At 71.3% G+C, this 17,306-nt stretch carries 22 protein-coding genes and 1 riboswitch; of the genes, 12 read left to right on the forward strand and 10 right to left on the reverse strand.

Annotated features, from left to right (window positions below; all coding sequences use genetic code 11):
• Positions 1-4 precede the first annotated feature (4 nt).
• The 5 genes from ACFYPA_RS21955 to ACFYPA_RS21975 form a co-directional block, all read right to left on the reverse strand.
• Entirely contained in the window at positions 5-667 is a 663-nt protein-coding gene (locus ACFYPA_RS21955; RefSeq protein ID WP_389133666.1) for an urease accessory protein UreF, read from the reverse strand.
• 13 nt (positions 668-680) lie between these two features.
• Complete coding sequence (locus ACFYPA_RS21960) at positions 681-2,402, reverse strand: urease subunit alpha (protein WP_389133669.1); 1,722 nt, start codon at positions 2,400-2,402, stop codon at positions 681-683.
• Positions 2,395-2,706 (reverse strand): urease subunit beta, encoded by a 312-nt coding sequence (locus ACFYPA_RS21965; protein ID WP_359083534.1) that lies wholly within the window; start codon positions 2,704-2,706, stop codon positions 2,395-2,397. Before ACFYPA_RS21965 ends, ACFYPA_RS21960 begins: the two co-directional genes overlap by 8 nt.
• A 13-nt stretch (positions 2,707-2,719) precedes the next feature.
• The gene (locus ACFYPA_RS21970; RefSeq protein ID WP_359083536.1) at positions 2,720-3,022 is read right to left on the reverse strand and encodes an urease subunit gamma; all 303 of its coding nucleotides are present in this window, start codon (positions 3,020-3,022) and stop codon (positions 2,720-2,722) included.
• A 138-nt stretch (positions 3,023-3,160) separates the two neighbouring features.
• A complete protein-coding gene (locus ACFYPA_RS21975; RefSeq protein ID WP_389133671.1) occupies positions 3,161-3,790 on the reverse strand; it encodes a TetR/AcrR family transcriptional regulator in 630 nt (209 codons plus the stop codon).
• Positions 3,791-3,897: 107 nt separating this feature from the next.
• On the opposite strand from ACFYPA_RS21975, the gene ACFYPA_RS21980 reads away from it, so the two are divergent.
• Positions 3,898-4,890 (forward strand): ABC transporter permease, encoded by a 993-nt coding sequence (locus tag ACFYPA_RS21980; protein WP_389133674.1) that lies wholly within the window; start codon positions 3,898-3,900, stop codon positions 4,888-4,890.
• Positions 4,891-4,961: 71 nt separating this feature from the next.
• Here ACFYPA_RS21980 and ACFYPA_RS21985 read toward each other — a convergent pair whose 3' ends face one another.
• Positions 4,962-5,246 (reverse strand): type II toxin-antitoxin system Phd/YefM family antitoxin, encoded by a 285-nt coding sequence (locus tag ACFYPA_RS21985; protein WP_359083539.1) that lies wholly within the window; start codon positions 5,244-5,246, stop codon positions 4,962-4,964.
• Positions 5,247-5,341: 95 nt separating this feature from the next.
• Between ACFYPA_RS21985 and ACFYPA_RS21990 the strand changes: the two genes are divergently transcribed.
• The 3 genes from ACFYPA_RS21990 (at position 5,342) to ACFYPA_RS22000 (ending at position 7,270) form a co-directional block, all read left to right on the forward strand.
• Complete coding sequence (locus ACFYPA_RS21990; protein WP_359315736.1) at positions 5,342-5,977, forward strand: ATP-dependent Clp protease proteolytic subunit; 636 nt, start codon at positions 5,342-5,344, stop codon at positions 5,975-5,977.
• 7 nt (positions 5,978-5,984) lie between these two features.
• Positions 5,985-6,293, forward strand: coding sequence for a hypothetical protein (locus tag ACFYPA_RS21995; RefSeq protein ID WP_359315734.1), 309 nt, complete (start codon positions 5,985-5,987; stop codon positions 6,291-6,293).
• Positions 6,294-6,597: 304 nt separating this feature from the next.
• Positions 6,598-6,793, forward strand: a riboswitch (cyclic di-AMP (ydaO/yuaA leader).
• Between the two features lie 3 nt (positions 6,794-6,796).
• On the forward strand, positions 6,797-7,270 hold the full coding sequence (locus ACFYPA_RS22000; RefSeq protein ID WP_359083543.1) for a C40 family peptidase: 474 nt from the start codon (positions 6,797-6,799) through the stop codon (positions 7,268-7,270).
• Positions 7,271-7,469: 199 nt separating this feature from the next.
• Here the strand turns inward: ACFYPA_RS22000 and ACFYPA_RS22005 are convergent, their stop codons facing one another.
• Positions 7,470-7,901, reverse strand: coding sequence for an ATP-binding protein (locus tag ACFYPA_RS22005; RefSeq protein WP_389133678.1), 432 nt, complete (start codon positions 7,899-7,901; stop codon positions 7,470-7,472).
• A 209-nt stretch (positions 7,902-8,110) separates the two neighbouring features.
• On the opposite strand from ACFYPA_RS22005, the gene ACFYPA_RS22010 reads away from it, so the two are divergent.
• Together ACFYPA_RS22010 and ACFYPA_RS22015 are read left to right on the forward strand one after the other, a co-directional pair.
• Positions 8,111-8,971: a helix-turn-helix domain-containing protein gene (locus ACFYPA_RS22010; RefSeq protein ID WP_389133681.1), complete on the forward strand. Its 861-nt coding sequence runs from the start codon at positions 8,111-8,113 to the stop codon at positions 8,969-8,971.
• A 25-nt stretch (positions 8,972-8,996) separates the two neighbouring features.
• On the forward strand, positions 8,997-9,203 hold the full coding sequence (locus ACFYPA_RS22015) for a DUF397 domain-containing protein (RefSeq protein ID WP_359083546.1): 207 nt from the start codon (positions 8,997-8,999) through the stop codon (positions 9,201-9,203).
• Between the two features lie 38 nt (positions 9,204-9,241).
• Here the strand turns inward: ACFYPA_RS22015 and ACFYPA_RS22020 are convergent, their stop codons facing one another.
• Positions 9,242-10,384: an 8-amino-7-oxononanoate synthase gene (locus ACFYPA_RS22020; RefSeq protein WP_359083547.1), complete on the reverse strand. Its 1,143-nt coding sequence runs from the start codon at positions 10,382-10,384 to the stop codon at positions 9,242-9,244.
• A gap of 143 nt (positions 10,385-10,527) precedes the next feature.
• On the opposite strand from ACFYPA_RS22020, the gene bioB reads away from it, so the two are divergent.
• The 4 genes from bioB to ACFYPA_RS22040 all read left to right on the forward strand — a co-directional run bounded on the left by bioB (position 10,528) and on the right by ACFYPA_RS22040 (position 14,524).
• The gene (gene bioB / locus ACFYPA_RS22025; protein WP_359083548.1) at positions 10,528-11,700 is read left to right on the forward strand and encodes a biotin synthase BioB; all 1,173 of its coding nucleotides are present in this window, start codon (positions 10,528-10,530) and stop codon (positions 11,698-11,700) included.
• On the forward strand, positions 11,693-12,997 hold the full coding sequence (locus tag ACFYPA_RS22030; protein ID WP_389133685.1) for an adenosylmethionine--8-amino-7-oxononanoate transaminase: 1,305 nt from the start codon (positions 11,693-11,695) through the stop codon (positions 12,995-12,997). The genes bioB and ACFYPA_RS22030 overlap by 8 nt, the downstream gene beginning before the upstream one ends.
• A 1-nt stretch (position 12,998) precedes the next feature.
• Positions 12,999-13,688 carry a dethiobiotin synthase gene (gene bioD, locus ACFYPA_RS22035; RefSeq protein WP_359083550.1) on the forward strand — a complete coding sequence of 230 codons (690 nt, stop codon included), beginning with the start codon at positions 12,999-13,001 and terminating at the stop codon, positions 13,686-13,688.
• A 137-nt stretch (positions 13,689-13,825) separates the two neighbouring features.
• The gene (locus ACFYPA_RS22040) at positions 13,826-14,524 is read left to right on the forward strand and encodes a class I SAM-dependent methyltransferase (RefSeq protein ID WP_359083551.1); all 699 of its coding nucleotides are present in this window, start codon (positions 13,826-13,828) and stop codon (positions 14,522-14,524) included.
• 66 nt (positions 14,525-14,590) lie between these two features.
• Here the strand turns inward: ACFYPA_RS22040 and ACFYPA_RS22045 are convergent, their stop codons facing one another.
• Together ACFYPA_RS22045 and ACFYPA_RS22050 are read right to left on the reverse strand one after the other, a co-directional pair.
• Positions 14,591-14,962, reverse strand: coding sequence for a fic family toxin-antitoxin system, toxin component (locus ACFYPA_RS22045; protein ID WP_359315725.1), 372 nt, complete (start codon positions 14,960-14,962; stop codon positions 14,591-14,593).
• A complete protein-coding gene (locus tag ACFYPA_RS22050; protein WP_359083553.1) occupies positions 14,959-15,186 on the reverse strand; it encodes an antitoxin in 228 nt (75 codons plus the stop codon). Before ACFYPA_RS22050 ends, ACFYPA_RS22045 begins: the two co-directional genes overlap by 4 nt.
• Positions 15,187-15,509: 323 nt before the next feature.
• On the opposite strand from ACFYPA_RS22050, the gene ACFYPA_RS22055 reads away from it, so the two are divergent.
• On the forward strand, positions 15,510-16,790 hold the full coding sequence (locus ACFYPA_RS22055) for a cytochrome P450 (protein ID WP_359083555.1): 1,281 nt from the start codon (positions 15,510-15,512) through the stop codon (positions 16,788-16,790).
• Between the two features lie 78 nt (positions 16,791-16,868).
• Positions 16,869-17,288 carry a GNAT family N-acetyltransferase gene (locus ACFYPA_RS22060; protein ID WP_359083556.1) on the forward strand — a complete coding sequence of 140 codons (420 nt, stop codon included), beginning with the start codon at positions 16,869-16,871 and terminating at the stop codon, positions 17,286-17,288.
• The last annotated feature ends 18 nt before the right edge of the window (positions 17,289-17,306 follow it).

Below are 17,306 nucleotides of genomic sequence, written 5' to 3' on the forward strand. Positions count from 1 at the left end.
GGGGTCATGAGGCGAAGAGCCGGACCGGTCGTCCGGCGTGTGCCTCGGCGGCGATGTCGAGCAACGGGGCCGAGGCGGCGGGCAGTTCGTCGATGGGCCCGAGCGCGGCAGCGGCGGCCCGTTCGGCGACGCGGTCGAGTTCGGGGGCGAGCCGGGCCAGGACCGCGGTGGCTTCGAAGGGGTTGAGGGAGAGCAGCCGGACTACGGCGGCGGCGGGGCCGCCGACCGTCTCGTACGCGGCGCAGTGTGCGGCGTCCTCGGGTCCGAGCCCCGCCGCGCGCGCGGTCAGCCCGAGCACGACCGGCTGATGGCCACCGCGCGGCCGGGCAAGGGCGAAGGCGTCGAGTTCGTCCGTCGGCCAGGTCGCGCGGGCGGCCCTCATCAGCTGCCGGCCGAGCTTGCGGGCGACCGCGCGCAGGGCGGGTGAGGCCGTACGGGCGTCGGCGGCCTCGTCCAGGGCCAGCGGGTCGTGCCCGTGCGCGGCCGCCGCGGCGAGTGCCGCGGCGGTGAGCCCGGTCGTGTGCAGACGGCCCCGGCAGAAGGCCGCGAGGTCGTCGGCGTTGCGGACGCGTCCTGCCACGACGGCGGCTTCGGCGCCGCCGGAGTGGGCGTGCCCACCGGCGGGGAAGCGTCCGTCGGCCAGGACGAGCAGGGCGGCGCGGCTCATCCGTCGTCCGTTCTCAGAAGAGGAAATAACGCTGGGCCATGGGGAGTTCGGCGGCGGGGGCTGGTTCGACCGGATCGCCGTCGATCGTCACGGCGAAGCTGTCGGGGTTCACGTCGACCCGCGGCAGTGCGTCGTTCTCCCTCATGTCCGCCTTGGTGACGCCCCGGGTACTGGTGATCGGCACGAACCGCTTACCCAGTCCGAGCCGCTCCGGCAGCCCGTCCTCGATCGCCGCACCCGATACGAAGTTGAACGAGTTGGCCGCGGGGGCCCTGCCGACCGCGCCGAACATCGGGCGCGGCAGCACGGGTTGCGGGGTGGGGATGGAGGCGTTGGCGTCGCCCATCTGCGCGTACGCGATCTGGCCGCCCTTGATGACCGTCTGCGGTTTGACCCCGAAGAAGGCGGGTTCCCACAGGACCAGGTCGGCGAGTTTGCCGGTCTCCACGGAGCCGATCTCCCGGTCGAGGCCCTGGGCCACCGCCGGGTTGATGGTGTATTTGGCGACATAGCGACGGACCCGGTGGTTGTCCGCCCGCCCGTCGCCCGGCAGCGGGCCCCGTCGCTTCTTCATGACGTGCGCGGTCTGCCAGGTGCGCAGGACGACCTCACCGATCCGCCCCATCGCCTGCGAGTCGGAGGAGATGATCGAGATGGCACCGAGATCATGCAGGATGTCCTCGGCCGCGATGGTCGAGGGCCGGATACGCGACTCGGCGAACGCCAGGTCCTCCGGCACGGCCGGGTTCAGGTGGTGACACACCATCAGCATGTCGAGGTGTTCTTCGATGGTGTTGACGGTGTGCGGGCGGGTCGGGTTGGTGGAGCTCGGCAGGACGTAGGGCTCCGAGACGACGCCGATGATGTCGGGGGCGTGCCCGCCGCCCGCCCCCTCGGTGTGGTACGCGTGGATCGTGCGCCCGGCGATGGCGGCCAGGGTGTCGGCCACGAAGCCGGCCTCGTTGAGCGTGTCGGTGTGGATCGCGAGCTGGGCCCCGGTCTCCTCGCAGACGCCCAGACAGGCGTCGATCACGGCAGGCGTCGCTCCCCAGTCCTCGTGGATCTTGAAACCGAGTGCGCCGGCCCGCAGTTGGGAGTACATGGCGTCGCGGGACATCGTGTTGCCCTTGCCGAGCAGACCGATGTTGACGGGGTACGCCTCCAGCGCCTCGAACATCCGGGCCAGATGCCAGGGGCCCGGAGTGATGGTGGTGGCCTTGGTGCCCTCGGCCGGGCCGGTGCCGCCACCGACCAGGGTGGTGATGCCGCTGGAGAGCGCCTGGTCGACGAGGGTCGGCGAGATGAAGTGCACATGGGCGTCGATGGCGCCCGCGGTGAGGAACTTCCCGTTACCCGCGATGATTTCGGTCTCCGGGCCGATCACCAGGTCCGGGTGGACGCCGTCCATCGTGTCCGGGTTACCGGCCTTGCCGATCCCGGTGATACGGCCGTCGCGGACGCCGATGTCCGCTTTGACGATGCCCCAGTGGTCGATGACGACGGCGCCGGTGATCACGGTGTCCGGGGCGCCTTCGGCGCGGGTGGTGCGCGCCTGCCCCATGGACTCGCGGATCACCTTGCCGCCACCGAACACCGCCTCGTCGCCGGCGCGCCCGGGGCCGCCGCAGCGGTCCTCCTCGATCTCGATGAGCAGATCGGTGTCGGCGAGGCGGATCCGGTCTCCGGCGGTGGGTCCGAACAGGTCGGCGTACACGGCGCGGTGCAGTTCAGCCATCGAGAGGGCCTCCGGTCTCGCCGCGCAGTCCCGGGACGATCCGCCGTCCGGCCAGGGGGACGAGTTCGATGTCGACGGGGACGCCGGGCTCGAAGCGGACGGCCGTTCCGGCGGCGATGTTCAACCGCAGTCCGCGGGCGGCGGCCCGGTCGAACGCGAGGCCGGGGTTGGCCTCGGCGAAGTGGTAGTGCGACCCGACCTGGACCGGCCGGTCGGCCGCGTTGAGGACGGTGAGGCGGATGACGGACCGGCCGGCGTTGAGCGGCACGGGCCCGTCCGCGTACAGGATCTCTCCCGGAATCATCGGCGGACCCCCGTCAGACGATCGGTTCGTGGACGGTGACGAGCTTGGTGCCGTCGGGGAAGGTCGCCTCGACCTGCACGTCGTGGATCATCTCGGCTATGCCGTCCATGACGTCGTCACGGGTGAGCACCTTGCGTCCGGACGCCATGAGTTCGGAGACCGTACGGCCGTCCCGCGCCCCCTCCAGGAGATGGGAGGTGATGAGGGCGACGGCCTCGGGGTGGTTGAGCCGCAGCCCGCGCGCGCGGCGCTTGCCGGCCACGTCTGCGGCTACGTGTATGAGCAGGCGTTCCTGCTCGTGCGGGGTCAGTTGCACGCGTCCACCTCACAGTTGTCCGCCCAGTACCGGCCCTGGGCGCAGCGAGACACTAGCCGCCTTCAACACTCTGTTGAAGGTCGAACCAGTGTCGCGCGGCGAGGTATTGCACGTTAGAGCCGAAGTTTTTCCGGCGCGTTAACTGGCCTTTTGCAGATTCATGGACATCAGCCCGCGCAGACCGTTCTCGAGGACCTCGGGTCCCGCGTCGCCGAACATGGCGAGTTGGGTGATGAATCCCTGGGCGGTGGCGATCAGCGTGCGGACGATGTCCTCGTCCGGCACCCCCGCGGCGAGCACACCGCTCGCGCGGTAGACGCCGACCAGACGCGCCCACGACATCCGCAGACCCGCGTACGCCTCGTCGAGCGTGGCCGCCAGCCGCTCGCTGCGCAGGGCCTCGGACCACACCTGGACGATCAGTCCGGCATACACCCGCGGGTCCAGCCCTCCCCTGCGGTGCGCCCCGTCGCCGAACAGGGTGCGCACCACGCGGCCGATCAGCACATCGGGGGTCGGCGGCGGACTGGTCCGGGCGGCCCGCTCGAACGCCTGCCGGACCCCACCGACCGCCTCGTCCGCGATGGCGGCGATCAGATCCTCCTTGCCGCCGAAGTAGCGGTAGACCGCCCCGGCCGAGAGCCCGACCTCCTTCAGCACGTCCTGCATCGACGTCGCGTGGAAACCGTCGCGGGCGAAGCACCGTGCGGCGCCGTCGAGGATCTGCCGTCGGCGGGCGTCGAGATGTTCCTGGGATACGCGGGCCATGGAGCCAATGTAAAACGAACGTTCCTTCTTGACAAGCGAGCCGTCCCAACAGGACAGTGTGGGACGTAAAACGAACGATCATTCTCTTTGAATCCGAGGTACCCGTCATGCCCGCTGCCCCCAACCGCCGCCTGGTGGCGGTCGTCCTGCTGGTCCCCATCGTGGTGACCCTTGCCCTCTGGGCCTTCGCCTGGCCCGCCGCCCGTACGGCCCCCCGGGACCTCCCCGTCGGCGTCGCCGGCTCCGCCCCGGTGGCCGATCGGCTCCAGCAACAGCTCGAACAGCGTCACGACGCCTTCGAGATCCACCGCTACGACTCCGAGGCCGCCGCCCGCACCGCGATCGAGGACCGGTCCGTATACGGCGCGGTCGTCGTCACCGCGAAGGGACCCGAACTGCTGACCGCGTCCGCGGCCGGCCCGGTGGTCGCCCAACTGCTGCGGGAAGCGGTGACGGCATCGGCTCCCCCGGGTACCCCCGTCCCGGTCACGGACGTGGTGGCGGCTCCGGCCACCGACCCGCGCGGCGGCGTGCTCGGTGCGACCATCCTGCCCCTGGCGATCGCGGGCGTGGCCGCAGGTTCGGCCGTGACACTGCTGCGGCTGCGCGGCGGGCGCGCGGCCACGGCGGTCCTGGGCGTGGCCGCCCTGGTGGGCATCATCACCGCCGCGCTCACCGACAGCTGGCTCGGGATCCTCACCGGTGACTGGTGGGCCGAGGCCGGCACACTCGGCCTCACCGTGCTCGCCATCGGTGCGACGGTGGCGGGGCTCGCGGCGCTGATCGGACCGGCGGGCATCGGCCTGGGGGCGCTGCTCATGGTGCTGGTGGGCAACCCCTTCTCAGGCGTCACCAGCGCACCCGAACTGCTCCCCCGGCCCGTCGGGATGATCGGCCAGTGGCTGCCGCCGGGCGCGGGCGGTTCGCTGCTGCGCTCGGTCGCCTTCTTCGACGGGCACGCGGCGGGGGCCGCGACCCTGACCCTGACCCTCTGGGCGGCACTCGGCCTGACCGCGGTGATCGTCGGAGGCCGCCGCCGGCCCCCGGCACCCGAAGCCCCCGAGGCCGCACCCTCGCGACAGCCCGCGCTGACACCCTGACGGGCCGACCGCCGGCCGAACGGGCCGCGCATCCCCCTCCGGGGCGGGATACGCGGCCTTTTCGCGTTCCGTCAGTTGCCCGGGCCCTGATGCTCCCGGTGCTCCGCGGCGATGCCGAAGCGGTGCCGTTCGCCCGCAGCGGACGCCGAGGAGCCGATCGAGGAGACCGAACTGATCACCTGCTCCCGCTCGGCCGCCTCCTCGCTCTCGAGTCGCTCCAGGTCAGCGGCCGATACGAGCGCGACGAGCGGCTTGCCGTGCCGCGTCACGACCACGCGCTCGCCGCCGTAGACGACTCGGTTGATCAGTTCGGCGAGTTCAGCGCGGGCTTGCGTCACCGGAATCTCGTAGGCCATGCTCCCATCATAACCTTCTGTACGTCCTGTACATTTTTTACAGAAGCGTGTGCGGAGCCCGTCCGGCCCCCGCACGCCCGGAGGAGAGGCCCGCCATGTACCGCCCCGCCGCCCGCCACGTACTGCCTGAGTTCACGGAGCGCACGTCCCAGGGGACCCGCACGCTCGATCCCTACTCCAAGCTGCTGGCCGAACGGGTCGTGTTCCTCGGGACGCCCGTCGACGACACGGCGGCCACCGATCTGGTCGCCCAGTTCATGTACCTGGAGCACGACGCTCCCGACCGGCCCATCTCCCTTTACATCAACTCCCCCGGCGGCTCGTTCGGCGCCATGACCGCCGTCTACGACACGATGGCGTTCCTCACCTGCGAGGTGGAGACCTTCTGCCTCGGCCAGGCCGTGGCCGGTGCGGCCGTGCTGCTCGCGGCGGGAGCCCCGGGCAGACGGCACGCCCTGCCGGGTGCCCGCGTGATGGTGCGCCAGCCGGAACTCGCGGAGCCGGTGCGGGGGCAGCCGTCGGACCTGGAGATCGAGGCGCGGGAACTGGCCCGCATGCGCGAGACCCTGACCGGCATGCTGGCCCGTCACACCGGCCGCTCCGCCGCACAGATCACCGCCGACACCGAGCGCGACCTCATCCTCGACGCCGAGGGCGCCAAGGACTACGGACTGGTCGACCACATCGTCCAGAACCGGGGACCTCTGCCGCCGTCACACTCGGCGCGGTGAAATCACCATGCCGTCGCCCGAGTTCGCGCCGCTGCCCGCCCTGACCCGCGCGGAGGGCGAGTTCATCGACCGCTACCTGCAAGTCCTCGACCAGGTGGGCCGGATCAATCCGGTCCACGGCGGCGACACCTACGGCGCCCTGCGCGCCGCTCAGGCACTGGCCTCGTACTCGGCCGCGCTGCGGGACGCGCTCGCGCTGATGCACGAGCGGGGTGAATCCCGGATCCACGCCGTCACGTTGACCCGGGCGCTGCGCGTACTGGACGGCGAACGGCGCTCCGGGCGGGTCACCGTCCCGCCCGACCCGCCGAGTTGATCAGCCCACCGGGTCGACACGCCCGACGCGTCGACCGATTTTCCTCGCTCGTTCGGCGTAGACGTTACTTCTCACGAGGGACAACTCGATTTGCGCTCTCAAGGGGACTCCTGGGTGAGATCTTCCGTTCCGTCGCTGGTGCGGCACCGCACGCGAGGGGCTGACTGCGGCCCGAAAAGCCCTATTCACACCTGAACGGGCGAAACGTGACGAGTGTCACATATAGCCGTTTCGCCTCGGAAATCGGGCACTGGGTGAGTCAAGATCCCTGGGACGACAAGCCCCCGCCACCGCGGCGGGGCGGTCCGGGCGGACGCCGAGTCCTGCCGCTGTCCGGATGCCTGGTCGACAGGAGTGGATCGGCAGGAGTGGAGGACCCAAGCACAACGGGCTGACCGGATTTCCGGTTGGCCCTCGGGGTGAAGCCGCATCTGCGGCCGGGCGACTTCGCCGGCCCGAACCCGACAGGTCATCCTTCACAGGCGGCTGACGAAGGGTTGCGCATGACTGCGCAGGTTCATGTCCCGTCTCTGCTTGCCCGGGCCACGACGGCCTCGGTGATGACGCTCGCCGCCGTCGGCGGCACGTTGTTCGTTCCCGGCGCCGTGAGCGACGCCCAGGCCGCGACCCATTCGATGAAGGCGCTCAACATCGCCGCGTCGAAGAAGGGGGCACCCTACCGGTGGGGCGCCACCGGACCCAGCCGCTTCGACTGTTCCGGGCTGACGCTGTACTCGTTCAAGAAGGCCGGCAAGAAGCTCCCGCGCACGGCCCAGCAGCAGTACAACAAGACCCGCCACATCTCGTCGTCCAAGCGGCAACGCGGCGATCTGGTCTTCTTCCACTCCGGCCGCAGCATCTACCACGTGGGCATCTACGCGGGCAGCGGCAAGATCTGGCACTCACCCAAGACCGGGGCCGTGGTCCGCCTGGAGAAGATCTGGACGAAGAGCGTCTACTACGGGCGGGTCCGTTGAGCCCGCTGTCCGGCCCACACTGCCGCACCGGCGCCGCAGCGGGCCCGTCACCCCCCAGCCGCCCGCACACGGGAGCGGGCGACCGGTCCAGGGCTCCGGCGCGCGGACCCGGGCCGGCCACAGGCCGGGGCGGCTCTCCGGCGCGCGGATCCGGGGCCGGCCACGTCACCTCGGTGAACGGCCGGCGCGGTGGCGCGCGTCAGTGCTGAGCGGGTACGTGCCAGGGCAGCGCGATCCAGACGGTCTTCCCGCCGTCCGCGGTCGGGGTGACGGTCAGCCGGCCCCCGTACTCCTTGGCCAGCGAGCGGATGATCACCATGCCGCGGCCGTTGTCCTGCTGCACGGCCGCCGGGAGCCTCTGGGGCCAGCGTGGGTGACTGTCCGTCACCCCGAGGCGCAGCTGTTCCTCCCGCTCCAGCCGTAGGTCCACGGTGAAGGTGGGTGACTGCCCGAAGGTGTGCTGGACCGCGTTGGTCGCGAGCTCCGACACGATGAGCCGGACCGTGTCGCCCGTGTCCGTGCCGTCGGGCAGCCCCCATTCGGCCAGCACCCGGGCGACGTACCGCCGGGCTGCGGAGACCGAGACCGGCTCGCTCGGCAGAGTGACGCGTGCTTCTTGATGGTCCGCCATGGCGAGCCGTCCCTTTCCCACCCGGAAGCGACCCCGCGATCGATGGTCCGGGTTGTGCTTCGCGCCAGATTGCCACTGATGCTGCCCTCTGTAACGACGATCCACCAAGATATGCATATATCTGTCGCTCGAAGCGGTGAACTCTGCCCCGGTTGCCCCGCAGGGGGGCCACACTGTCCGCTCGACGGAGAGTGGGAGGGAGGCACCACATGCAGCACGGCCCTGCGGTGCGACGCCGCAAGCTCGGGGAGGAGCTGCGGAGTCTGCGCCATGCGTCGGGACTCACGAGCCGGGACGCGGCCCGCCTGCTGGGATGGCACCAGTCGAAGGTGAGCCGGATCGAGACCGGCGTGAGCGGAGTACAGCCCGGTGATGTGACCCGGCTGCTCGACGCGTACGGCACGGACGACCCGAAGCTGCGCGAGGTCCTTGAGGCGCTCGCGGGTTCGGCGGGCGGCGGGGGCGCGGGATGGTGGCACGCGTACCGCGGCCTGATCCCGCCGCAGTACCGCGACTTCATCAGTCTGGAGTCACAGGCGCGCACGGCCCGCACCCTGGAGACATCGGTGGTGCCGGGTCTGCTGCAGACCGCCGATTACGCCCGCGCGGTGACCCGGGCCTCGCTCGACGGGCTGCCCGTCGGACAGCTGGACTCGCTGGTGAAGGTGCGGCTGGCACGGCAGGGGGTCCTGCGGAGTGATCCCCCGCTGAGGCTGAGCGCGGTGCTGGACGAGGCGGTGCTGCGGCGGGAGGTCGGCGGCCGGCGGGTGATGCGGGAGCAACTGCGCCACCTCAGCCGGGTAGCTCAACTACCCCATGTGCGCATTCAGTTGCTGCCGTTCTCGGTCGGTGGCTATGTGGGCCTCACCGGACCTTTCGTTATCTTCTCTTTTCCGCACACTTCTGATCTGGATGTGGTCGTTCTTGACCATTTGATGAGTAGCCTCTACCTGGAGCGGAAAGAAGACCTCGAGGCGTACAGCTCGGCCTTCCGCACTCTGCAGGCACACGCGCTGTCGCCGGAGCACTCGTTGGACCTGATCGCCGCAATCGACCGCGGCGGTCAGTGACCCCGGACTGCCCGAGGGGGGCGTCATGTCGGATTGCCTCGCACAGCACGCGTTACGTTGGCGGCGCAGCAGCCGCAGCACGGGAATGAACAACTGCGTGGAGGCCGCGCCGTTCGGCGGCCGGCGACTGGCCGTGCGCGATTCCAAGGATGTGTCCAGGCCGCCCCTGCAGTTCTCGGCCACGGCCTGGACGTCCTTCGTCAGCGCCCTGAACGGCGGCTCCGTCCACTGAGCCGGGGGCCGGGCCCTCGGGCACGGACCTCCGGAGTGTCAGCCGGCCGGGGCCGTCCGCCGTACGATCCCCACCGCGTGTGCGATCTGCTCGTCCGTCAGGTCGGCCCGTGCCGTCAGCCGCAGCCGGGAGATGCCGTCCGGTACGGACGGTGGCCGGAAGCACCCGACCGCCATGCCGGCGGCACGGCAGTCGGCCGCCCAGCGGACGGCGGCCTCGGCCGAGGGCGCGCGTACCGACACCACCGCCGCGTCGGGTCTGACCGCGGTCAGACCGGCCGCGGTCAGCTGCCCGAACAGCGCGGTGGCGACCGCACGGGCTCTGGCCGCGCGTTCCGGTTCGCGGCGCAGCAACCGCAGGCTGCCCAGGGCAGCACCGACGGCGGCAGGGGCGAGACCGGTGTCGAAGATGAACGTACGGGCGGTGTTGACCAGGTGGTCGATCACCCGTGCCGGACCGAGCACCGCCCCGCCCTGACTGCCCAGGGACTTGGAGAGGGTGAGCGTGGTGACGACGCCGTCGCCGCCTGCCAGGCCGGCCGCGGCGAGTGCGCCGCGTCCGCCGTCCCCGAGCACTCCCAAGCCGTGCGCGTCGTCGACGAGCAGCGCGGCGTTCTCCGCGCGGCAGGCGGCGGCCAGTTCGGCCAGGGGTGCGGCGTCGCCGTCGACCGAGAAGACCGAGTCGGTGACCGCCAGCGACCTGCCCCGGTGTGCGTGCAGCGTCTTGCGTACGGCCTCCGGGTCGGCGTGCGGTACGACGGCGGTCTCGGCCCTCGAGAGCCGGCAGCCGTCGACGATCGAGGCGTGGTTGCCCGCGTCCGACACGATCAGGGATCCCCGGCCGGTCAGCGCGGTGAGCGCCGCGAGGTTGGCGGCGTAGCCCGAGGACAGAACCAGGGCCGCCTCGAAACCGCAGAAATCGGCCAGTTCACCTTCGAGCTCGGCGTGCAGCGCGGTGGAACCCGTGACGAGCCGGGAACCGGTGGCGCCGCCGCCCCAGCGGCGCGCCGCGTCCGCCGCCGCACCGGTCACCTCGGGATGCCGGGTCAGGCCGAGGTAGTCGTTGCTCGCGAGGTCCAGCAGTTCCGGGTCGGCGGGCCGCGGCCGGAGCGTCCGGACGAGTCCGGCGTCCGCGCGGCGGCGCGCCTCCTCATCGATCCAGTCGAACGGGGCGAAGGACATGGGCGGGTCCCTTTTGTAGGCAGCTCACAGACCCTAACCGTGGGCGCAGCCGGGCATGGTGTGGCAATGCACACACCCTCCGCGAGCTCTGTTGTCCGGTTCCTCCTTGGCTCGGAGCGGTGCCGTGCGTCAGGATCATCGCCATGGACCTCCTGAACACGCTGGTGGACAAGGGGCTGCGGCGCGAGCTGCCGACCCGTGAAGAAGCGCTCGCCGTTCTGGCGACCCCGGACGACGAACTGCTCGATGTGGTGGCCGCGGCCGGAAAGGTGCGCCGTCAGTGGTTCGGGCGGCGGGTGAAGCTGAACTATCTGGTCAATCTGAAGTCCGGGCTCTGCCCCGAGGACTGCTCGTACTGCTCCCAGCGGCTGGGATCCAAGGCCGAGATCCTGAAGTACACCTGGCTGAAGCCCGACGAGGCGTCGAAGGCGGCGGCCGCGGGAGTGGCCGGTGGCGCCAAGCGCGTCTGCCTGGTCGCGAGCGGCCGGGGCCCGACGGACCGGGACGTCGACCGGGTGTCGCAGACCATCGAGGCGATCAAGGAACAGAACGAGGGCGTGGAGGTGTGCGCCTGTCTGGGTCTGCTCTCCGACGGCCAGGCCGACCGGCTGCGGTCGGCGGGCGCCGATGCCTACAACCACAACCTCAACACGTCGGAGGAGACGTACGGGGCGATCACGACCACCCACACCTACGCCGACCGGGTGGAGACGGTGCACCAGGCGCAGGCGGCCGGGCTCTCCGCCTGCTCCGGGCTGATCGCCGGCATGGGGGAGAGCGACACCGACCTGGTCGACGTGGTCTTCGCGCTGCGTGATCTCGACCCTGACTCGGTACCCGTCAACTTCCTGATCCCCTTCGAGGGCACTCCGCTCGCCAAGGAGTGGAACCTGACGCCCCAGCGCTGTCTGCGCATCCTGGCGATGGTGCGGTTCGTCTGCCCCGACGTGGAGGTACGGCTGGCGGGCGGGCGCGAGGTGCATCTGCGTTCGATGCAGCCGCTGGCCCTGCACCTGGTCAACTCGATCTTCCTGGGTGACTACCTGACCAGTGAGGGCCAGGCGGGCCAGACCGACCTCGACATGATCGCGGACGCCGGCTTCGAGGTGGAGGGCGCGGGTACGACGACGCTCCCCGGCCACCGAGCCGAGGCGGGCGGCGGCTGTGGCTCGCACTCCGGCGGATGCGCGCCCTGCGGCGACAACCCGGAGGCCGAGGCCGCTCCCGCGGAGACCGCCGAGGACCGGCCGGCACGCACGGACCTGGTGGCGGTCCGCCGTCGCGGGGCGGGTACGGATCTCGCACCCAATGCCTGAGCCGCTCTCCCCCGCCAGGCTCCGGGCGCTGGACCGGGCCCACGTCTGGCACCCGTACGGCCCCATGCCGGGCCGGCAGGAGCCGCTGGTCGTGGAGTCCGCGTCCGGCGTACGGCTCCGGCTTGCCGAACCGGCCCATGGACAGCACGAGTTGGTCGACGGCATGTCGTCGTGGTGGTCGGCGGTGCACGGGTACAACCATCCGGTGCTGAACGAGGCGGCACGCGACCAGCTGGACCGGATGAGCCATGTGATGTTCGGCGGGCTCACGCACGAGCCCGCCGTGCGGCTGGCGGCCAGGCTGGTCGAGATCACCCCGGAGCCGTTGCGGCACGTCTTCCTCGCCGACTCCGGCTCGGTGTCGGTCGAGGTGGCCGTGAAGATGTGCCTCCAGTACTGGCGTTCCGCCGGCCGGCCGGCCAAGCAGCGGCTGCTGACCTGGCGCGGCGGGTACCACGGGGACACCTGGCAGCCGATGTCGGTGTGCGACCCCGAGGGCGGCATGCACGAGCTGTGGTCGGGGGCGCTGCCCCGGCAGGTCTTCGCGGACGAGCCGCCGGCCGGCTTCGACGCGGAGCCGGACGTCGCGTACGCCACGCATCTGCGTGAGCTGATCGCCCACCACGCCGATGAGCTGGCCGCGGTGATCGTGGAGCCCGTGGTGCAGGGGGCGGGCGGCATGCGCTTCCACTCCCCCGCGTACCTGCGTGTCCTGCGCGAGGCCTGCGACGCCCACGGCGTGCTCCTGGTGTTCGACGAGATCGCCACGGGCTTCGGGCGTACGGGCAAGCTTTTCGCAGCGGAGCACGCCGGGGTCTCGCCCGATGTGATGTGTGTGGGCAAGGCCCTGACCGGCGGCTACCTGACGATGGCGGCGACGCTGTGCACGACCGAGGTGGCCGAGGGCATTTCGCGCGGCGAGGTGCCGGTGCTCGCCCACGGGCCGACGTTCATGGGCAATCCGCTCGCCTCCGCGGTGGCCTGCGCCTCGATCGAGCTGTTGCTCGGCCAGGACTGGGAGCAGGAGGTCAAGCGGATCGGGGCCGGTCTCCGGGACGGCCTGGCCCCGGCCGGGGAGCTGCCCGGGGTCCGCGATGTGCGGGTTCTGGGTGCGATCGGCGTCGTCCAGCTCGATCACGAGGTGGACATGGAGTCCGCGACGCGGGCGGCGGTGCGCGAGGGCGTGTGGCTCCGGCCGTTCCGCGACCTCGTCTACACCATGCCGCCGTACGTCACCGGTGACGACGATGTGGCGCGGATCTGCCGCGCCGTGTGCGCTGCGGCGCGGGAGGGCTGAGATGAGCGTTCTGGTGGTGACGGGTACGGGCACCGAGATCGGCAAGACGATCGTGACGGCGGCCGTCGCGGCGGCATCGGCAGGCCGTCGGGTGGCGGTGCTCAAGCCGGCCCAGACGGGCCTTGAGCCGGGTGAGCCGGGTGACGCCGCCGAGGTGGCGCGGCTGGCGGGCACTCATGTGACTGCTGTCGAACTGGCCCGTTTTCCGGAGCCGTTGGCACCTGCGACCGCTGCTCGGCGGTCCGGATTGGCACCGGTGCGTCCGTACGAGGTCGCCGAGGCCGCCGAGAAACTGGCGGCCGAGCACGATCTGGTGCTCGTCGAGGGCGCTGGCGGCCTGCTCGTGCGGTTCGACGACGACGGCGCGACCCTGGCGGACGCGGCACGGCTGCTGGCGGCTCCCGTCCTGGTGGTCACGCCTGCCGGGCTCGGCACGCTCAACTCGACGGCGCTGACGGCGGAGGCGCTGCGCGCCCGCGGGCTCGACTGCCTCGGGGTGGTGATCGGCAGCATGCCGGCCGAGCCTGACCTGGCGGAGCGCTGCAATCTGGCGGACCTCCCGGTGGCGGCGGGCGCCCCGCTGCTGGGCGTGGTTCCGGCGGGCGCGGGAGCACTCGACCCCGTGGAATTCCGTGCCCGCGCCGGGAGTTGGCTGGCGGGGCGGCTGGGCGGCACCCGGCCTCCGGACTGAGCGCTGTGCGGCGCAGGACGGGGTGCGCCGAAGGGGGCAGAATCGAGGTAGCCGAACGATTCCGGCCGAGCGTGGCCCGAGGGGCGCATCCCTCGCTCCGGGCCCGCTCGGACCGGCCCCCGTCGAGGAGGTCCGTCATGCGGTTGCGGAGCACGAAGATCCAGAAGGACGCGGTGCACCACCCCGTCTTCGCCCGTTGCTACGCCCGGCTGAGCGTGGCCGCGGAGTCCGCCGCGGGACTGGCCGCGGTGCGGGCCGAACTGCTGTCGGGACTGTCCGGCCGGATCATCGAGATCGGAGCGGGCAACGGCCTGAACTTCGCCCACTACCCGCCGGCGGTGTCCGAGGTGGTGGCGATCGAACCGGAGCGCACGCTACGGCAGTTGGCGGTACGTTCCGCGCTGCGCGCCGGTATCCCGGTGGACGTGGTCCCGGGGACGGCGGAGGCCCTCCCGGTGAAGAGCGAGGCGTTCGACGGAGCCGTCGCCTCGCTCGTGCTGTGCACCGTACGCGATGTGCGGCAGTCGCTCGCGGAGATCCGGCGGGTCCTGCGGCCGGGTGGCGAGTTGCGCTTCTTCGAACACGTGCGGGCCGACGGCCGGGGCATGGCAGCCACCCAGCGCGCGCTGGACCGGACCTTCTGGCCGCTGGTGGCCGGGGGATGCCACACCTCGCGTGACGCGCTCGCCGCCATCGAGGCGGCCGGGTTCACGGTGGAGGCGTACCGGAAGGTCAACATGCCGGAGCACGGCATCAGGCTTCCCACGTCCTCGTGCGTGCTGGGCGTGGCACGACGGTCGGCCGTGGTGGACCGGGGGCGGCTGGGCCTGCGCTGACCGGCGTACACCCTCCGGTGGGGCCCGTGCCGCGTCGAGCCGACGTCACCGGTCACGCGGCCCCGGTCACAGGCTCCACTGACGCAGCTCGTCGGCGATGGCCCGGACGTCCGCCTTGCCCTCCTTGACCAGCAGGGCCAGATCGCGCACCTGTTCCGGCGAGGTGATGACCTTCAGTCCCGCCGCCACGAGGTAGCCGTAGGCGACGGCGGAAGCGAACATCGCGTTGGACCGCTCCAACGCGGGCACGTGCAGCAGCAGTTGCAGCAGCGCGGCAGCTCTGGAGTGCGGGTCGCTGTAGACCGGGCTGCCGAAGATCTCCGCCTCGTGCCGTGCGACCGCGGCGACCAGAGCGCCCCAGTCCGTGACCTGCGGGTCGCCCGGCGTCTTGTGCTCGGCGACCATGAGAAGCCAGGAAAGCTGGATCCGGAGGTTCAACGGGTGCCTTTGCGCTCCGGGCCGAACTCCTCGGCGAACACCGATGCGTAACTCTTCATGAAGTCGGCGGCGGCCTCGACGAAGGTGTGGCCGACCTCGCCCGCGTCCTGTTTGACGAGCTCCTCTATGTAGCGGTTCACGCTCATCCCCCTCTGGAGCGCGCGCTGCCGCGCGGCCTCGGCGGTGGCCTCGTCCACTCGAACGTTCAGCTGCGTCTTGGGCACCTCCTCACGCTAGCGCGGGATCGCTAGCACCGGCAAGACGTACGGGCCCGGCCCGCTTCCGCGAGCCGGGGCGCCGTGCCGTCCGAGGGCCCGGCGCCCCCTGTCACCTGGCATATCACCGCAGCCTTCCGGCCCGGGCGTACGGGCGCCGGGGCCCGTACCGTCGAAGGATGAGCGTCGGATACCGCACCCGGCCACCCCCTTCTCCGAACAAGTGGTCATAATTCCTGGTCAGGCGACCGAAGTCAGCGCAGTCGGCCACGTCCTGGCGGCGAACACCTGCCAACCGACCAGATCTCGCGACGACTCATGGAGTGCACACATTGAGTACGACGTTCCGTTCCCGTATCACCGCCCGGCTCGGGCGCACCTACCTGGCCAGGATCCAACGGCACGGAATCGGTTCCTCCACCATCAAGCTGCTGCCGGAGGAACTGCTCATGCTCCTGCGCCGCGACGGGCTCGATCCCGTGCGCCGGGTGGCCACGACCCGGGCGAGCGCCCCGGTCTCCAGGGTGTCACTGCCGTTCGGCATGGACGCCTGGGTGGTCACCGGGTACGAGGAGTCGAAGGCCGTGCTCGGCTCCGCCGAGGGGTTCAGCACGGATTTCGCCCACCTCGCGGGCAATGCCGGGATCGCCGCCGAGCAGAGCCCCGGCGGGCTCGGGTTCAGTGATCCGCCGGTGCACACGCGGCTGCGCCGCATCCTGACCCCGGAGTTCACCATGCGCCGGCTGCGGCGCCTGGCACCCCGCATCGAAGCCATCGTCGACGAACGCCTGGACGCGATGGAGGCTGCCCGCGGCCCGGTCGACCTGGTGCACGAGTTCGCGCTGCCCGTCCCCTCGCTCACCATCTGCGAGCTGCTGGGCGTGCCCTACCGGGACCGGCACGACTTCCAGCAACTGGCCATGGACCGTTTCGACCTCTTCGGCGGGACGACCGCGCCCTTCGGTGCCATGTCCGCGTCGCTGGACTACTTCAGGGGCGTGGTCAAGGCACAGCGCCAGAACCCGGGGGACGGGCTGCTCGGCATGATCGTGCGGGAGCACGGCGACACCGTCGACGACGAGGAACTGGCGGGCCTCGCCGACGGCGTGCTCACCGGCGGCTTCGAGACGACGGCCAGCACGATCGCGCTGGGCTCGCTGGTCATGCTGCAGAACGAGGACGTCCTCGACCGGCTGCGCACGGACGACACCATGACCGCACCGTTCGTCGAGGAGGTGCTGCGGTACCTCTCCGCGGTCCAGATGGCCTTCCCCAGGTTCGCCCGTGAGGACATCGAGATAGCCGGGGTCGTCATTCCGCGCGGCGACATGGTCCTCTGCTCCCTGAGCGGCGCCAACCGTGATCCGTCGTACGTCACGGACGACGGGGGCTTCGACCCGCACCGCTCCACCCCGGCGGGCCACCTGGCCTTCGGCCACGGCATCCACCGCTGCATCGGCGCCGAACTGGCTCGCATGGAGCTGCGCGTGGCCTACCCGGCGCTGGCCCGGCGGTTCCCCGGCATGCGGCTCGCCGTCCCGCCCCAGGAGCTCGGCTTCCGGAAGCTGTCGATCGTCTACGGCATCGAGTCGCTCCCGGTGCACCTGCGCTGAGGAGGCCAGTGCCCGCGCGCTTCCGGGCAGATGCGAATTCGTTCGCCCATCGGGATGACATTCTGCTTGGCTCGTCCCATGAGCGATCTTCACATCCGCTGCGCGGGCCCGGCCGACGTCGACGACGTACTGACGTTCTGGCGCGAGGCCGCAGAAGGAACGAGCATCAGCGACGACCACGACGGGGTGTCCCGGCTGGTTGCCCGGGACCCCGAATCCCTGCTCCTCGCGGAGCGGGACGGCCTGCTCGTGGGCACCGTCATCGCCGGCTTCGACGGATGGCGCTGTCACGTCTACCGGCTGGCCGTGCATCCCGGGGCACGCCGGCAGGGCATCGCCACCGCCCTGCTGGAAGCGGCGGACGCCCGTTTCGCCGCGCTCGGCGGCCGCCGGGCCGACGCCATGGTCCTGGAGGCCAACGAACGCGCACACCACGCGTGGGCGGCCGCCGGCTATCACCGGGAGGACCACTGGCGGCGTTGGGTGAAGCCTCTTTGAAAACGGTGCGGGGCCGGC

Origin of the sequence: Streptomyces sp. NPDC005775, from assembly GCF_042871565.1 — a bacterium.
Lineage (GTDB): Bacteria > Actinomycetota > Actinomycetes > Streptomycetales > Streptomycetaceae > Streptomyces.